Annotated in this window: 11 protein-coding genes; 3 read left to right on the forward strand and 8 right to left on the reverse strand. The window is 59.4% G+C overall.

Going from position 1 to position 12,773, the window contains the following annotated elements:
• Positions 1-330 precede the first annotated feature (330 nt).
• Positions 331-3,813 (forward strand): DNA polymerase III subunit alpha, encoded by a 3,483-nt coding sequence (gene dnaE / locus Q2T52_RS07035; RefSeq protein ID WP_436799505.1) that lies wholly within the window; start codon positions 331-333, stop codon positions 3,811-3,813.
• A gap of 12 nt (positions 3,814-3,825) precedes the next feature.
• Here dnaE and Q2T52_RS07040 read toward each other — a convergent pair whose 3' ends face one another.
• The 4 genes from Q2T52_RS07040 to Q2T52_RS07055 all read right to left on the reverse strand — a co-directional run bounded on the left by Q2T52_RS07040 (position 3,826) and on the right by Q2T52_RS07055 (position 7,530).
• The gene (locus tag Q2T52_RS07040) at positions 3,826-5,073 is read right to left on the reverse strand and encodes a L,D-transpeptidase family protein (RefSeq protein ID WP_302075932.1); all 1,248 of its coding nucleotides are present in this window, start codon (positions 5,071-5,073) and stop codon (positions 3,826-3,828) included.
• Between the two features lie 128 nt (positions 5,074-5,201).
• Positions 5,202-6,491: a DNA polymerase IV gene (locus tag Q2T52_RS07045; protein WP_302075933.1), complete on the reverse strand. Its 1,290-nt coding sequence runs from the start codon at positions 6,489-6,491 to the stop codon at positions 5,202-5,204.
• A gap of 74 nt (positions 6,492-6,565) precedes the next feature.
• The gene (locus Q2T52_RS07050; protein ID WP_302075934.1) at positions 6,566-7,222 is read right to left on the reverse strand and encodes a hypothetical protein; all 657 of its coding nucleotides are present in this window, start codon (positions 7,220-7,222) and stop codon (positions 6,566-6,568) included.
• Positions 7,222-7,530 (reverse strand): DUF3572 domain-containing protein, encoded by a 309-nt coding sequence (locus Q2T52_RS07055; RefSeq protein ID WP_302075935.1) that lies wholly within the window; start codon positions 7,528-7,530, stop codon positions 7,222-7,224. Before Q2T52_RS07055 ends, Q2T52_RS07050 begins: the two co-directional genes overlap by 1 nt.
• A gap of 127 nt (positions 7,531-7,657) precedes the next feature.
• Between Q2T52_RS07055 and Q2T52_RS07060 the strand changes: the two genes are divergently transcribed.
• Entirely contained in the window at positions 7,658-8,029 is a 372-nt protein-coding gene (locus tag Q2T52_RS07060) for a response regulator (protein WP_302075936.1), read from the forward strand.
• Positions 8,030-8,042: 13 nt separating this feature from the next.
• On the forward strand, positions 8,043-9,410 hold the full coding sequence (locus Q2T52_RS07065) for a PleD family two-component system response regulator (RefSeq protein ID WP_302075937.1): 1,368 nt from the start codon (positions 8,043-8,045) through the stop codon (positions 9,408-9,410).
• A gap of 717 nt (positions 9,411-10,127) precedes the next feature.
• On the opposite strand, the gene rpmG is transcribed toward Q2T52_RS07065, so the two are convergent.
• From rpmG to Q2T52_RS07085, 4 genes are all read right to left on the reverse strand, one after another.
• Entirely contained in the window at positions 10,128-10,295 is a 168-nt protein-coding gene (gene rpmG / locus Q2T52_RS07070; RefSeq protein WP_003587245.1) for a 50S ribosomal protein L33, read from the reverse strand.
• 94 nt (positions 10,296-10,389) lie between these two features.
• Complete coding sequence (locus Q2T52_RS07075) at positions 10,390-11,574, reverse strand: MFS transporter (RefSeq protein ID WP_302075938.1); 1,185 nt, start codon at positions 11,572-11,574, stop codon at positions 10,390-10,392.
• A gap of 30 nt (positions 11,575-11,604) precedes the next feature.
• A complete protein-coding gene (locus Q2T52_RS07080) occupies positions 11,605-12,300 on the reverse strand; it encodes an NUDIX hydrolase (protein WP_302075939.1) in 696 nt (231 codons plus the stop codon).
• A 5-nt stretch (positions 12,301-12,305) separates the two neighbouring features.
• Positions 12,306-12,773, reverse strand: coding sequence for a DUF983 domain-containing protein (locus tag Q2T52_RS07085; protein WP_302075940.1), 468 nt, complete (start codon positions 12,771-12,773; stop codon positions 12,306-12,308).

Consider the following 12,773-nt stretch of genomic DNA (forward strand, 5'->3'; position numbering starts at 1 on the left):
TTGCCTGTGGAAACCGGGCAAATTTCCTGCCATTCACCTTTCATTAAATAAGTTTGTTCCGCCTTCGTTCTTGTTGTTGACGCGCGAACAAGAATAGAACAAAATAAAAACATCAGAGAACAGGAGCGGGACGATGACAGACATTCTCCGGGACATCGCAGCATTCGCATCCATCATGATGTTTCTTGCCAGCCTCAGCCTCTTCGTCATGTCGATGTGACGGCGCCATCGCCGAAAAGCGGTTGATCCTTCACGGTAAGGGTGGACTTTGGCAGGCCTTCTTCGGACAATGGGTCGATTGAGAATGAAGGTGATGAATCAATGGCGGATATGGCAACAACCCCGGCGCCGGCTGGTGAAAAAGAAGCGACGCCGCAATTCGTCCATCTGAGGGTTCATTCCGCCTACTCGCTTCTGGAAGGCGCGCTGCCGCTCAAGAAAATCCTCGGCAAGGCGGTCTCTGACGGTCAGCCCGCCATTGCCATTACCGATACCAACAATCTCTTCGTCGCGCTGGAGTTCTCTCAGAAGGCAGTCGGCGATGGCATCCAACCCATCATCGGCTGCCAGGTCTCCATCGACATGGAAGACCAGGGAGAAGAGAAGCGACAGCAAGGTTTTGTCAAATTGCCGTCGCTGGTTCTGCTGGCCTCAAATGATGTCGGCTATGAGCGGCTGGTCGATCTCATTAGCGAAGCCTATCTCGGCGGCGAGGGCAGTCAGGCCACGCACATCCGCATGTCCTGGCTGGAGGAGAAGGGGGCGGATGGCATCATTGCGCTGACCGGCTTCAGTTCCGGCCCAATCGACCCTCTGCTGAAGGACGGTCACAGCGCGCAAGCTGAAATGCGGCTGCTGCGACTGAAGAAAGTGTTCGGCGACCGGCTCTATGTCGAGCTGCAGCGCCATGCCAATTTCGACCGTCGCCATGAACGCAAGCTGATCGACCTTGCTTATCAGCACGATCTTCCACTGGTTGCGACCAACGAGGCCTTCTTCCCGTCCAAATCCGATTATGATGCGCATGACGCGCTGATGGCGGTGGCGCACAACGCCATCGTTTCCGACGACAGTCGATTCCGCCTGACGCAGGATCATTGCCTGAAGAGCCGAGCGGAAATGGCCGCACTGTTTGCTGACCTGCCGGAGGCGCTGGAAAACACCGTCGAAATCGCTCGCCGCTGCTCCTTCGTTCTGAATACCCGCAAGCCCATCCTGCCGCGTTTCACTGGCGGTACGGGCGATCAGGAAGAGGCGGAGCGCGCCGAGGCGAACGAACTTCGTCGGCAGTCGGTGGAGGGTTTGGAAGCGCGTCTGGCCGAACTTGGCATGGCCGCCGGCTATACGGAGCAGGATTACCGCGAGCGGCTTGATTTCGAGCTTTCGGTCATCGAGCGCATGAAGTTTCCGGGCTACTTCCTGATCGTTTCGGACTTCATCAAATGGGCCAAGCAGCACGATATCCCCGTCGGTCCGGGTCGTGGCTCGGGTGCAGGCTCGCTGGTTGCCTATGCACTGACGATCACGGACGTCGATCCCTTGCGTTTCTCGCTGCTGTTCGAGCGCTTCCTCAACCCGGAACGCGTCTCCATGCCGGACTTCGATATCGACTTCTGCCAGGACCGCCGGGAAGAGGTGATCCGCTACGTGCAGCAGAAGTACGGGCGCGAGCAGGTGGCGCAGATCATCACCTTCGGTTCGCTGCAGGCTCGCGCCGCGCTGCGCGACGTCGGCCGTGTGCTGGAAATGCCCTACGGGCAGGTGGACAAGATCTGCAAGCTGGTGCCGAACAATCCGGCCAATCCGACACCGCTCTCCAAGGCGATCGAGGAAGAGCCGAAGCTGCAGGAAGAGGCGGAGAAGGAGCCCGTCGTCGCCCGGCTTCTCGATATCGCTCAGAAGATCGAGGGGCTTTACCGGCATGCCTCGACCCACGCCGCCGGCATCGTGATCGGGGATCGCCCCCTGTCAAAGCTGGTGCCAATGTATCGCGATCCGCGTTCGGATATGCCGGTCACCCAGTTCAACATGAAGTGGGTGGAGCAGGCGGGTCTGGTGAAGTTCGACTTCCTCGGCCTGAAGACGCTGACGGTGTTGAAGACGGCGGTTGATTTCGTTGCCAAGCGGGGGATTTCCGTCGATCTCGCGAAGATCCCGCTGGATGACCAGAAGACTTACGAGATGCTGTCGCGCGGCGAGACTATCGGCGTGTTTCAGGTGGAAAGTGTCGGCATGCGCAAGGCGCTGCTCGGCATGCGGCCAGACTGCATTGAGGACATCATCGCGCTGGTGGCGCTCTATCGTCCAGGTCCGATGGAAAACATCCCGGTCTACAATGCCCGCAAGCATGGCGAGGAGGAAATCGAGTCGATCCACCCGACGATCGACCACCTGCTGAAGGAAACGCAGGGCGTTATCGTCTACCAGGAACAGGTCATGCAGATCGCGCAGGTCCTGTCCGGCTATTCGCTCGGCGAAGCCGACCTTCTACGCCGTGCCATGGGTAAGAAGATCAAGGAGGAGATGGACAAGCAGCGCGCCCGCTTCGTTGATGGTGCCATCAAGAACGGCGTGTCCAAGCCACAGGCTGATCTAATCTTCGATCTTCTGGCAAAGTTTGCCAATTACGGCTTCAACAAATCGCACGCGGCCGCCTACGCGATCGTCTCCTACCAGACGGCCTATATGAAGGCACATTACCCGGTCGAGTTCCTGGCCGCGTCGATGACCTATGATATGGCCAATACGGAGAAGCTGAACGACTTCCGTCAGGATGCGGGGCGCCTTGGCATCAAGGTCGTGCCGCCTTCAATCCAGACCTCGTTCCGCATGTTCGAGACGGGCGAGAACTGCATTTATTATTCGCTGGCCGCTATCAAGGGTGTGGGCGAGTCTGCCGTGGAGCACATTGTCGCCGTACGCGGCGACAAGCCCTTCGAGAGCATTGAGGACTTCTGCCTGCGGATCGACCCGAAGCAGGTGAATCGGCGCGTGCTGGAAAGCCTCATCTATGCCGGTGCCTTCGATTGCTTCGGACGCGACCGCGCCGAACTGGTGACGGGCCTCGACCGCATCATTGGCTATGCGCAACGTGCCGCGGAAGGCAAGACGAGCGGTCAGCACGACATGTTCGGATCGTCTTCGGCGGCTGGTCCGGAAAAGCTGATCCTGCCGCAATTCGATCCCTGGACCGCATCCGAAAAGCTGATGCGCGAGTATCAGGTGCTCGGCTTCTATCTCTCGGCACATCCGCTTGATACCTATAAGGATGTGCTGGCCAAGATGCGTGTCCAGAACTTTGCCGATTTTTCCGCCGCGGTGAAGGCGGGCGCGACGAACGGGCGTCTGGCAGGCACCGTGACAGGCAAGCAGGAGCGCAAGACACGCACCGGCAACAAGATGGGCATCGTCACCTTTTCCGATGCCACCGGTCAGTTCGAGGCGGTGCTGTTTTCTGAAGCCTTGAACCAGTACCGCGATCTGCTGGAGCCTGGCAAATCGCTTGTCATCGTTGTGCAGGCGGATGAGCGGCCGGAAGGCATCGGGCTTCGCATCCAGACGGTGCAGTCGCTGGAGGAGAAGTCGGTTCAGATGCAGAAGGCGCTTCGCGTCTATGTGCGCGATTCAGGACCGCTCAGAACCGTGGCGCGCCACCTCAATACGCGCGGTGATGGCCTTGTCTCCTTCGTCGTCATCAAGGATGACGGCCAGCGCGAGATCGAGGTGGAGCTATCTGAGAAATACCGCATCTCGCCGGAAATCGCGGCGGCACTCCGGGCAGCGCCCGGTGTGCTGGATGTCGAACTCGTCTGAGAAGAGCGCGGCTCAGCTCCGCGCTTTGGAATGGGTGATGGTGATGAAATCCGTACCATCGCCGGTATCGGGGCCAACGCCTTCATCGCTGATGGTGAGGGAGCTGCCGGTGGAGATCATCTTGCCGAGCTGAGCGCGCAAGTCTGCCGGGATCTCGATACGGTCAAGGGCGGCCTTCATGGCCTCGGGACCTTCCGAGGCATCCTCAGTGATCCCGAAGCGCTGGCGGGTGGATGCGGATAGAACGTTTGGCAGGCTGAGCCCCTGCCATTCTGCTGCGCCTTTCTTGCGATCGACGTCAGCCACATTGAAGAAATGGGTACCGAGTGCGATCTGCGGATCCCGAATGGGCACGGACTGCGAAAGGATCGGCTTGAAGCCCTGGCGCACCAGGAGCTGGCCCGCCGGTGGCATCGGGCGGTCGGTCGAGGCGTGCAGGGCTTTGATCAGTGCGTCCGTAAAGAGCGGACCTTTTTCGGGCAGGCCTTTCCAGCGCTTGTAGCCGAGGATCGCCGAGCGGGTGGCAGTGCCGACCACGCCATCCGGCTCACCTGCGTCAAAGCCGAGTTCGGTCAGCATCGACTGGATGTCGGCAATGTTGTCGCGTTCGGTGCGACGCGTGATCAGAATGCGGATCGGCGCCGGTTCCGCTTCCTCTGCTTTTTGCGGGGAGGGGGCGCTCAGGTCAATCTCCGGCTTCGGCACATGCATGGCCACCTGCACCTCCTGCATCGTCACGCCGACCGTGGAGGGCCGCAATGGCACGTCGGAGAGAAGGTCCGGCACCGGTGCCGGTGGCTGGAAGAGATCCGGATGGCTGATGACGCGCGGTTCGACGGCGGCGTCGGCGATAATCACGTGCACGCCACGCTCGGTCATGCCGTAGAGTTCGCGGGCAAAGGCGCCGGGCAGGCGCACGCAACCATGTGAGGCAGGGCGACGCGGCACGCTGTCGGATTCATGCAGCGCAATGCCGGACCAGGTCAGCCGCTGCATCCACGGCATGGGCGCATTGGAATAGATGTTCGAGCGGTGGAATTTCTGCTTTTCCAGAATGGAAAAGATGCCGGTCGGCGTGTCGTGGCCTTCCTTGCCGGTCGAAACCTTCGAGGTGGCGATCACCTTGTCGCCGTCATAGACGGCAAGCGATTGCGTGTCTTTCGAGACAATGATCTGCAAGGTGCGGGAGGCCGCTTCGGCTGCGGTGGTCAACACGCAGCTCGACAGCAAAGCCAGGGCAAGCATGGCTTTTCGGGACATGGGGGCACCTCATCTTACGCAAAACAGAACCGCTAAAATACGCCGCGAAGTTTAACGAAGGTTTCCGGAGGAGAGATCTGCTACCCTGACCTGTGGATGATCGCATCACATTTCATTGATCCGGGGCATCAGTCCCGGTTGCGCGTCCCGAAAGTGTAGCCTGTTTCGACCGCCTGTTTCCCGAATTTGTCGCGCAGTTTATCCATCGCAGCTTCCGCCGCCGCCCGCCGCGTCGCCTGCTGGTCGACAAGGTCCGGTGGATCGGCTCGGGCCGGGTCTGTGAGATCAGTCACCCCAATGCCAAGCAGTCGAAACTTTGTGCCATCCGTCTCCCGCTCAAGGAGGTTGAGCCCCGTGCGGAAAATGCGGTCGGCAAGCTGCGTCGGGTCTTCCAAGCGCCGATTGCGTGTGCGGCTCTTGAAGTCGGCGGTCTTCAGCTTCAGCACCACCGTATGCCCCGCAACGCCCTGGCGCTTGACGCGCGTCGAGACCTTTTCCGAAAGCTGCCGAAGGATGGGCACGAGATCCTCGAACCGGGAGATGTCGTCGAAGAAGGTCGTTTCGGCGGAAACGCTTTTCGCGGGATCGTTCGGATGCACGGTGCGGTCATCAATCCCGCGCGCCAGACGCCACAAGCGCTGTCCCATGGTGCCATAGCGGCGCATCAGATCGCTCTCTTCCATGGTCTGCAACTGACCGATGGTGCGGATGCCATCCTTCTCCAGCGTCCCGGCAAAAGCCTTGCCGACGCCCCAGATGGTCGTGACCGGGCGCGGCGCCAGAAAACCCACCGCCTCCGCCTGCCCGATGACGGAGAAGCCGCGGGGTTTCTGCAGATCGGACGCGACCTTGGCGAGGAACTTGCAATAGGAGAGGCCGACGGAAATGCTGATGCCGATTTCTCTTTCGATGCGACGGGCGAGTTTCGCGAGAATGCGCGCCGGCGGATCGTGATGCAGGCGCTCGGTTCCCGAAAGATCGAGAAAGGCCTCGTCGATGGAAAGCGGCTGCACCAGCGGCGTCAGTTCTTGCATCAGGGCGCGCACCTGTCGCCCGACGGTGACATATTTCTCCATGTTGGGCCGAATGACCACCGCATCCGGACAGGCCTCCAGCGCCTTGAACATGGGCATGGCAGAGCGAACGCCGTTGATGCGGGCGATGTAGCAGGCGGTGGAAACGACGCCGCGTTTTCCTCCGCCAATGATCACAGGCTTGTCGACGAGTTCAGGGTTATCCCGCTTCTCAACGGAGGCGTAGAAGGCATCGCAATCGATGTGCGCGATGGTGAGGTCATAGAGTTCCGGGTGGTAGACAAGACGCGGGCTTCCGCAGGCGCGGCAACGCCTCAGTCCTTCTGCCTGGCCCGTCAGGCAATCTCTGCAAAAACCGGTATGATGTGCGGCGCCCTGTGCCATAGCTCGGAACAAATGTTGAACATAGCCACATTATCCTTGGCCTGGTCACCTCACAAGTAGGCGCTTCAGATCATTCAGGCTTTTGCACCTGTTCCCGTAAAATGGCTGTCGATATGCTGGCTGGCCGCAGTCCAGTCACCCACGCGCACCACATGCGGCGCGGCGGGAGGCGCGAGCTTGTGGATGTCGAGCGGCGGCACCATCTGGATCAAAAGGCATTCTGGCACATGTTCGCCCACCGAATGCAGATTATGCGCCATGTCGTCAATGAAGGCGACGGGCAGGTCGCGTTCGCCGTGCAGTTCCCGCACCACAGGCCCCTTGGGCTCTTCGGTCGCGAGAAGCGGAAAGGTCAGGTCGAGACTATCGAGCAACCTGCGACGGATCTGCGTATAGCGGGGCGGCATGGCGGTGAGGAAGACGACATCAGCCTCCGCGCCAATCCGTTTCAGGGCGGCAATGGCATCTGTTGTCGGCGTTTGCCAGGCTTCCTGTGCCTCGAAGAAGTCCAGGATCAACTGGCTCACACGGACATCTTCCACGGGGGTTTCGTCCGTCGCAGACACGATGTTACCGTGCAGACGGAAGGAGCGCGGCAGAAAGCGGTGACCGAGACTTTCCAGATAGAGCTGAAATGGTGCGAAGAATTCAAGCACCACATCATCCACGTCGCAAACGGCCAGCGGCCGGTCAGTCAGTCGCACATGGGCAAGGTCAAGAATCTCGCCCATCAATATTCTCCAGAACCGAGACCGGGGCCGGAATAATGGTGCCAGGCGGCCACGACCGCTTCCGGTTTCCATTCGCTTGCCTCGCAGAAGGCCATCAACGTCGGCTCGTGCCCCATGACGAAATCGATCATGCCGGCCAAGAAACCGGGATCATTGATGGCACCCCGAAGCTGGTTCGGTTGCATGCCCGAGATCGCCAGGAAGCGGCCCAGCATGTCCAGATCGTTGGCGAGCCATTGAAGGATTGCGGCGGCGGTTTCATCCGGTTTCGGTAAAAGTGCCGTTTTGGTCGTATGATAAGGAGGCATGACGCAGAATATTACCTTTTCTTCAACCAAATCGCCCTAGACTTCCGTTTACCGAATTATGGAATCGGCCGTAGTGCGAGCTTATATGCCTGATATCGGCTTGCAAGGCAGGATTTGAGGAAGCGTAATGCCCAAGAGGGTGATGATTGTCGAAGACAACGAGCTGAACATGAAGCTCTTCCGCGATCTGATTGAAGCTTCCGGCTACACGACGATCCAGACCCGCAACGGCATGGAAGCGCTTGACCTTGCCCGCCAGCACCGTCCGGACCTGATCCTGATGGATATCCAGCTGCCTGAGGTGTCAGGGCTTGAGGTCACCAAATGGCTGAAGGAGGATGACGAATTGCATGTCATCCCGGTCATCGCCGTCACGGCCTTTGCCATGAAGGGGGATGAAGAACGGATACGGCAGGGCGGCTGTGAAGCCTATGTCTCCAAGCCCATCTCGGTTCCGAAATTCATCGAAACCATCAAGACCTATCTGGGCGACGCCTGAGCGAGAGACGGATATGACGGCAAGGATCCTGGTAGTCGACGATATTCCGGCCAATGTGAAGCTGCTGGAAGCGCGTCTCCTTGCCGAATATTTCGACGTGCTGACAGCCGAGAACGGCTTCCGCGCGCTTGAGATCGTTGACAGCACGCATGTGGATATCATTCTGCTCGATGTCATGATGCCAGGCATTGACGGCTTCGAGGTTTGCGAGCGCCTGAAATCCAATCCACGCACCGCCCATATCCCCGTCGTGATGGTGACGGCACTGGACCAGCCGGCGGACCGCGTACGTGGTCTAAAAGCCGGTGCGGATGACTTTCTGACAAAGCCGGTCAACGATCTTCAGCTTGTATCACGCGTGAAGAGTCTTGTTCGCCTGAAGGCGCTGAGTGACGAGCTGCGCATCCGCGCGGAGACGGCGCGCACCATCGGTGTGGACGACATGTTGAAACTCGATGGCCTGGAAGGGCCAGGGCAGGTGCTTCTGGTCGATGGCCGCGCGAGCTCTCAGGAGCGGATCATCAAGGCGCTGAAGCCGATTGCCGATGTCATTGCCATGTCTGACCCACAGGCGGCACTTTTCGAAGCTGCCGAGACGCCGGTCGACCTTGTGATCGTGAATGGCTCCGGTGACGACTATGATCCCTTGCGCCTTTGCGCGCAACTGCGCCTGCTGGAGCGTACGCGCCTGCTGCCGCTGCTCGTCGTGGCGGAAACAGGAGATGAGGATTTCGTGATCCGTGCGCTCGATCTCGGCGTCAACGACTATATCCTGCGCCCTATAGATCCGAACGAATTGGTGGCGCGCACGCTCACGCAGATCAAGCGCAAGCGTTACAATGACCGCCTGCGGCTGAGCGTTCGCCAGACCATCGAGCTGGCGGTGACCGACGGTCTGACCGGCCTGCACAATCGACGTTACCTCGACAATCATCTCAAGACGCTGTTCAACCGAGCCGCTGCGCGCGGACGCTCACTCTCTGTCTGCATCACGGACATCGATCGCTTCAAGCATGTCAACGACACCTATGGGCATGATGCCGGCGATGAAGTGCTGAAGGAATTCGCCCGCCGCATCCGCACGACCGTGCGCGGGGCCGATCTCGCCTGTCGCTATGGCGGCGAGGAGTTCGTCGTCGTCATGCCTGATACCGATCCAGGCCAGGCCGCTGCGATTGCCGAGCGCCTTCGCTCCATCATCGAAGGCAGCCCCTTCGAACTTGCCCATGCCCGGCTCAGCCTCAATATCACCGCCTCCATGGGCATCGCCAGCAATGTGGAAGGGGTGGAAACGCCCGAACAATTGCTGAAGCAGGCCGACCGCGCTCTGTATGAAGCAAAGAGCAGCGGCCGCAATCGTGTTGTCGCTGCGGCGGCCTGATCGGATCACACCGCCACTCCATCTGTTTCATGTAAAGGCTAAGTAGCTGCGATGCCAGCGCGCGGTGCCGACAATTCGGCCACGATGGTCGTTGCTGCGGGGGCGCTGATTCGTGGAATGAAAGAATAGGGTAGTCAAATCCGATACATTATTATCAAATGTTAATGGCTAACCCTAGTCCAGCCCAGAAACACCTAATTCAACTGTAGTTTGCGCCTCTGGTTTTAACCATGTCTCACGCAAATTGGTGACCTAGTTAAGATTAGGTTGATTTTCTCGCGGTTTTACGCGAGTTTGACCGTACGGAATATGTTCTTCGGAACAGTGATACCCCATGATGCTCAGGTCCGCCGCATCTCCTGGGTCGTGGGGTCGGTCGGTCGATACGCAGATTAAAGTGGTTCCTCGTGCCGCTCTTGCGTATCGGCCGACCCCCAAATCTCTGCAAATGATCAATTCTTGTGCGACAGTTGCCTTTAGGGCGGCGCTTTCACGGCTTTCATCGCCCTCACTTGAGATCTCTTCCCGCCGGTCAAATATGACCTGATCGGCCGCCTCACGGGTGGTTGACGTAAATTTGACTGTATCAGATTAGCACACGTTTTGGATGTAGTCGGTAGGGGCCTCTGCGCTGGAGAGGAGCGGCTACAATCCTGAATCGCAAAAGGCGCGGAGCCGGGGCGCCGCGCCTTTTGCGATGATCGATGGATCCGAAGATTACTTGATCTTCGTTTCCTTGAACTCGACATGCTTCTTTGCAATCGGGTCGTACTTGGTCTTCGTCATCTTGTCCGTCATCGTACGGCTGTTCTTCGTCGTGACGTAGAAGAAGCCAGTATCGGCCGTCGACAGCAGCTTGATCTTGATGGTCGTAGCTTTCGCCATGGTCTTCCTGCCTCTAAATAAAAATCAAGCCGCGGACGCCCGAGCGCAGTCCGCAGCGAAATCTGGCGCGAAACTACAAATCGCGCCCGAAAAGTCAAGTCCGTTCTGACCGGAAAAGCGTTCGGCCCAGGGATATCAGCACATAAGCGCCGAAGAAGCCCGCCAAGGCCCAGGCAAAGCCGCTGTTTCCGCTGATATCGATGGCGGCACCAATCGCTTGCGGACCGGCCACGGTGCCCACGGCATAGCAAAAAACGAAGGCGGCATTGGCGGCTGCGAGGTCGGCACCGGTGAGTCGCGAGCCGAGATGCGCGAGGCCCACAGTGTAGAGGCCGGAGACGCAGCCACCCCAGACCAGCAGCATGGACGCCATCAGCCACCAGTTATGCATCAGGTGGGGCAGTATGATCGATCCGCAGAGCCCCGCCACGGCCATCATGAACAGCATCGGACGCCGGTCTTTCAGACGGTCGGAAATCATACCGAACGGGATCTGGAACACCATGTTGCCAACTCCCATTACCGTCAGCAGCGCCGCAGCTTCCGCCTCCGGCATGCCTGAGCGGCTGGCATAGATCGGAAAGAGGGAGAGACCGCCCACTTCCGTTGCGCCAAAAACGAACACCGCAGCCGTGGCGGTCGGCACAAGGAAAATATAGCGCAGGAAGTGCTGCTGCGGCTTCTCATCCAATACGGGGCTTTCTCCGCGTGCAACGAAGATGGGTATGAACGCAAGCATGATGGCACAGGCGCCGATGGCAAAGGGCAGCAGGCCCTCGCTGCCGATCGCAGAGAAGATGAGCGGTCCGATCGCAAAGCCGACGGCCAGCACGGTCGCATAGATGCCGAGAACCAGCCCACGTCGTTTCGGCGGCGCGGCGGCATTGATCCAGAACTCTGACAGAATGAATAGCGTTGTGGTGGCACCGTGGAAGGCGAGGCGCAGCGGAAACCACATCCAGAAGGCTTCGGCATAGTAGAAGCCGAGCGCGCTGACGGCGGAAATGACGACAGCCCACAGCATAGTTCTCGCCACGCCGAGGCTATGGGCGATACGGGTGGTGATCGGTGCGGCGATCATGGCCGCAACACCGGCCATGGCTGAGTTCAGGCCAATCAGCGTGGAGGAGATACCACGCTTTTCCAGAATGATGCTGAGCAGTGGCAGGCCGAGGCCTATAGCGATTCCGACCGCGCTGATGGCGGATATGGCTGCGACCAGGGAAGGCCAATGGATCTCTTCGACATGGCCGTTGGTGCCACCATCCGGCTGAGACATCTGCTTTTCCTTCGAGTATGAATCCATTGCCTACAGCCGAGTGCGCACGAAGCCGGTGTCGCGCCTTGAGTAGATGTGCACGGCGCTTCCAAACGGTAAAGATGGATCGGACTCAAGTAAAATTTTCAACTCGTTGAGCACGGCGAGCGTAATCTCCGGCATTTTCAGGTTGGAAAGGTCGAAAATCGATATCCAGCGTAGGTCCTGCAACTCGCTGCTATCAGCGAGGGCGGAAGGATCGATTGCGGCTTCATCGACAAAGGTGGCGAAAAAACGGTTGTCGAAACGTCTGATAGCACCTGGTGGAGTGACAGCCCGCGCGATCAGGCGGAGACAGGAAAGATCTGGCGCGCCTGTCTTGGGGCTCTGAGCGGAGCCAAAGATGAGGCCCGTTTCCTCCCGCAATTCTCTGATGGCTGCCAAGGCGAGCGCGCGAGCACCGTTCGGTGTCAGGCGCGTTCCGGCTTTCGCGAGCAACTGGGTCAGCACACGCCGGTCGAGGTCTCGGGAATAGGGCAGGGCGTGATCGCGTGGATCCCTACGGCCTCCCGGAAAGACATAAAGGTCCGGCATGAAGACATGGCCGCTGCTGCGCTTGCCGACCAGCACGGTGGGCGAGGTGCCAGACCGGTCGATCAGGATGAGCGAAGCCGAGGCGCGCGGGCGCAAACGAGGTTTCGCCTGCGTCTGCACTGATGACAGCCGCTTCGTATCCTGGCTGCTCATGCCCGTCATTCGATTGGACCGCCCCGTCCGGGATCGGTGTCCTCGTCATGGCCGCCGAAGCCATGCATCCGCAGCGCCCATTGCAGCCCGATCACGCCACCCTTGATAGGCTGGATCGTGCCGAAGGCAAGCAGCACCGTGATCGGCACCCAGATGGCGAGATGTGCCCACATGGAGATGTTCCACACCAGGTCGGTCATCATGTAGCCACCAACGGTCACATGGCCGATGATGAAGATGACCAGGTAGGGGGGCAGATCATCTGCGCGCTGATGGTGCATGTCCTCGCCGCAGAACGCACACGCATCGACAGGCTTCAGGAAGGCACGAAACAGCCTGCCTTCCCCGCAATGCGGACATCTGTTCAGCAGGCCGCGCTTGATCGATCTGCCGAGCGGCCTTTCCGCATCATCCTGCCCGCCATAGCGAACAGGACTCGTTTTGGAAACTGCTGCATCAGGGCGACCTGTCAT

The sequence above is a fragment of the Rhizobium oryzicola genome, assembly GCF_030504645.1.
Lineage (GTDB): Bacteria > Pseudomonadota > Alphaproteobacteria > Rhizobiales > Rhizobiaceae > Neorhizobium > Neorhizobium oryzicola.

Coding starts and splice junctions, on each gene's coding strand:
- Q2T52_RS07075 (WP_302075938.1), bottom strand. CDS start 11,574: ATGTCTCAGCCGGATGGTGGCACCAACGGCCATGTCGAAGAGATCCAT.
- Q2T52_RS07040 (WP_302075932.1), bottom strand. CDS start 5,073: ATGTCCCGAAAAGCCATGCTTGCCCTGGCTTTGCTGTCGAGCTGCGTG.
- Q2T52_RS07080 (WP_302075939.1), bottom strand. CDS start 12,300: ATGAGCAGCCAGGATACGAAGCGGCTGTCATCAGTGCAGACGCAGGCG.
- Q2T52_RS07085 (WP_302075940.1), bottom strand. CDS start 12,773: ATGACAGGTCGCCCTGATGCAGCAGTTTCCAAAACGAGTCCTGTTCGC.
- Q2T52_RS07045 (WP_302075933.1), bottom strand. CDS start 6,491: ATGGCACAGGGCGCCGCACATCATACCGGTTTTTGCAGAGATTGCCTG.
- Q2T52_RS07055 (WP_302075935.1), bottom strand. CDS start 7,530: ATGCCTCCTTATCATACGACCAAAACGGCACTTTTACCGAAACCGGAT.
- Q2T52_RS07065 (WP_302075937.1), top strand. CDS start 8,043: ATGACGGCAAGGATCCTGGTAGTCGACGATATTCCGGCCAATGTGAAG.
- rpmG (WP_003587245.1), bottom strand. CDS start 10,295: ATGGCGAAAGCTACGACCATCAAGATCAAGCTGCTGTCGACGGCCGAT.
- dnaE (WP_436799505.1), top strand. CDS start 331: ATGGCAACAACCCCGGCGCCGGCTGGTGAAAAAGAAGCGACGCCGCAA.
- Q2T52_RS07060 (WP_302075936.1), top strand. CDS start 7,658: ATGCCCAAGAGGGTGATGATTGTCGAAGACAACGAGCTGAACATGAAG.
- Q2T52_RS07050 (WP_302075934.1), bottom strand. CDS start 7,222: ATGGGCGAGATTCTTGACCTTGCCCATGTGCGACTGACTGACCGGCCG.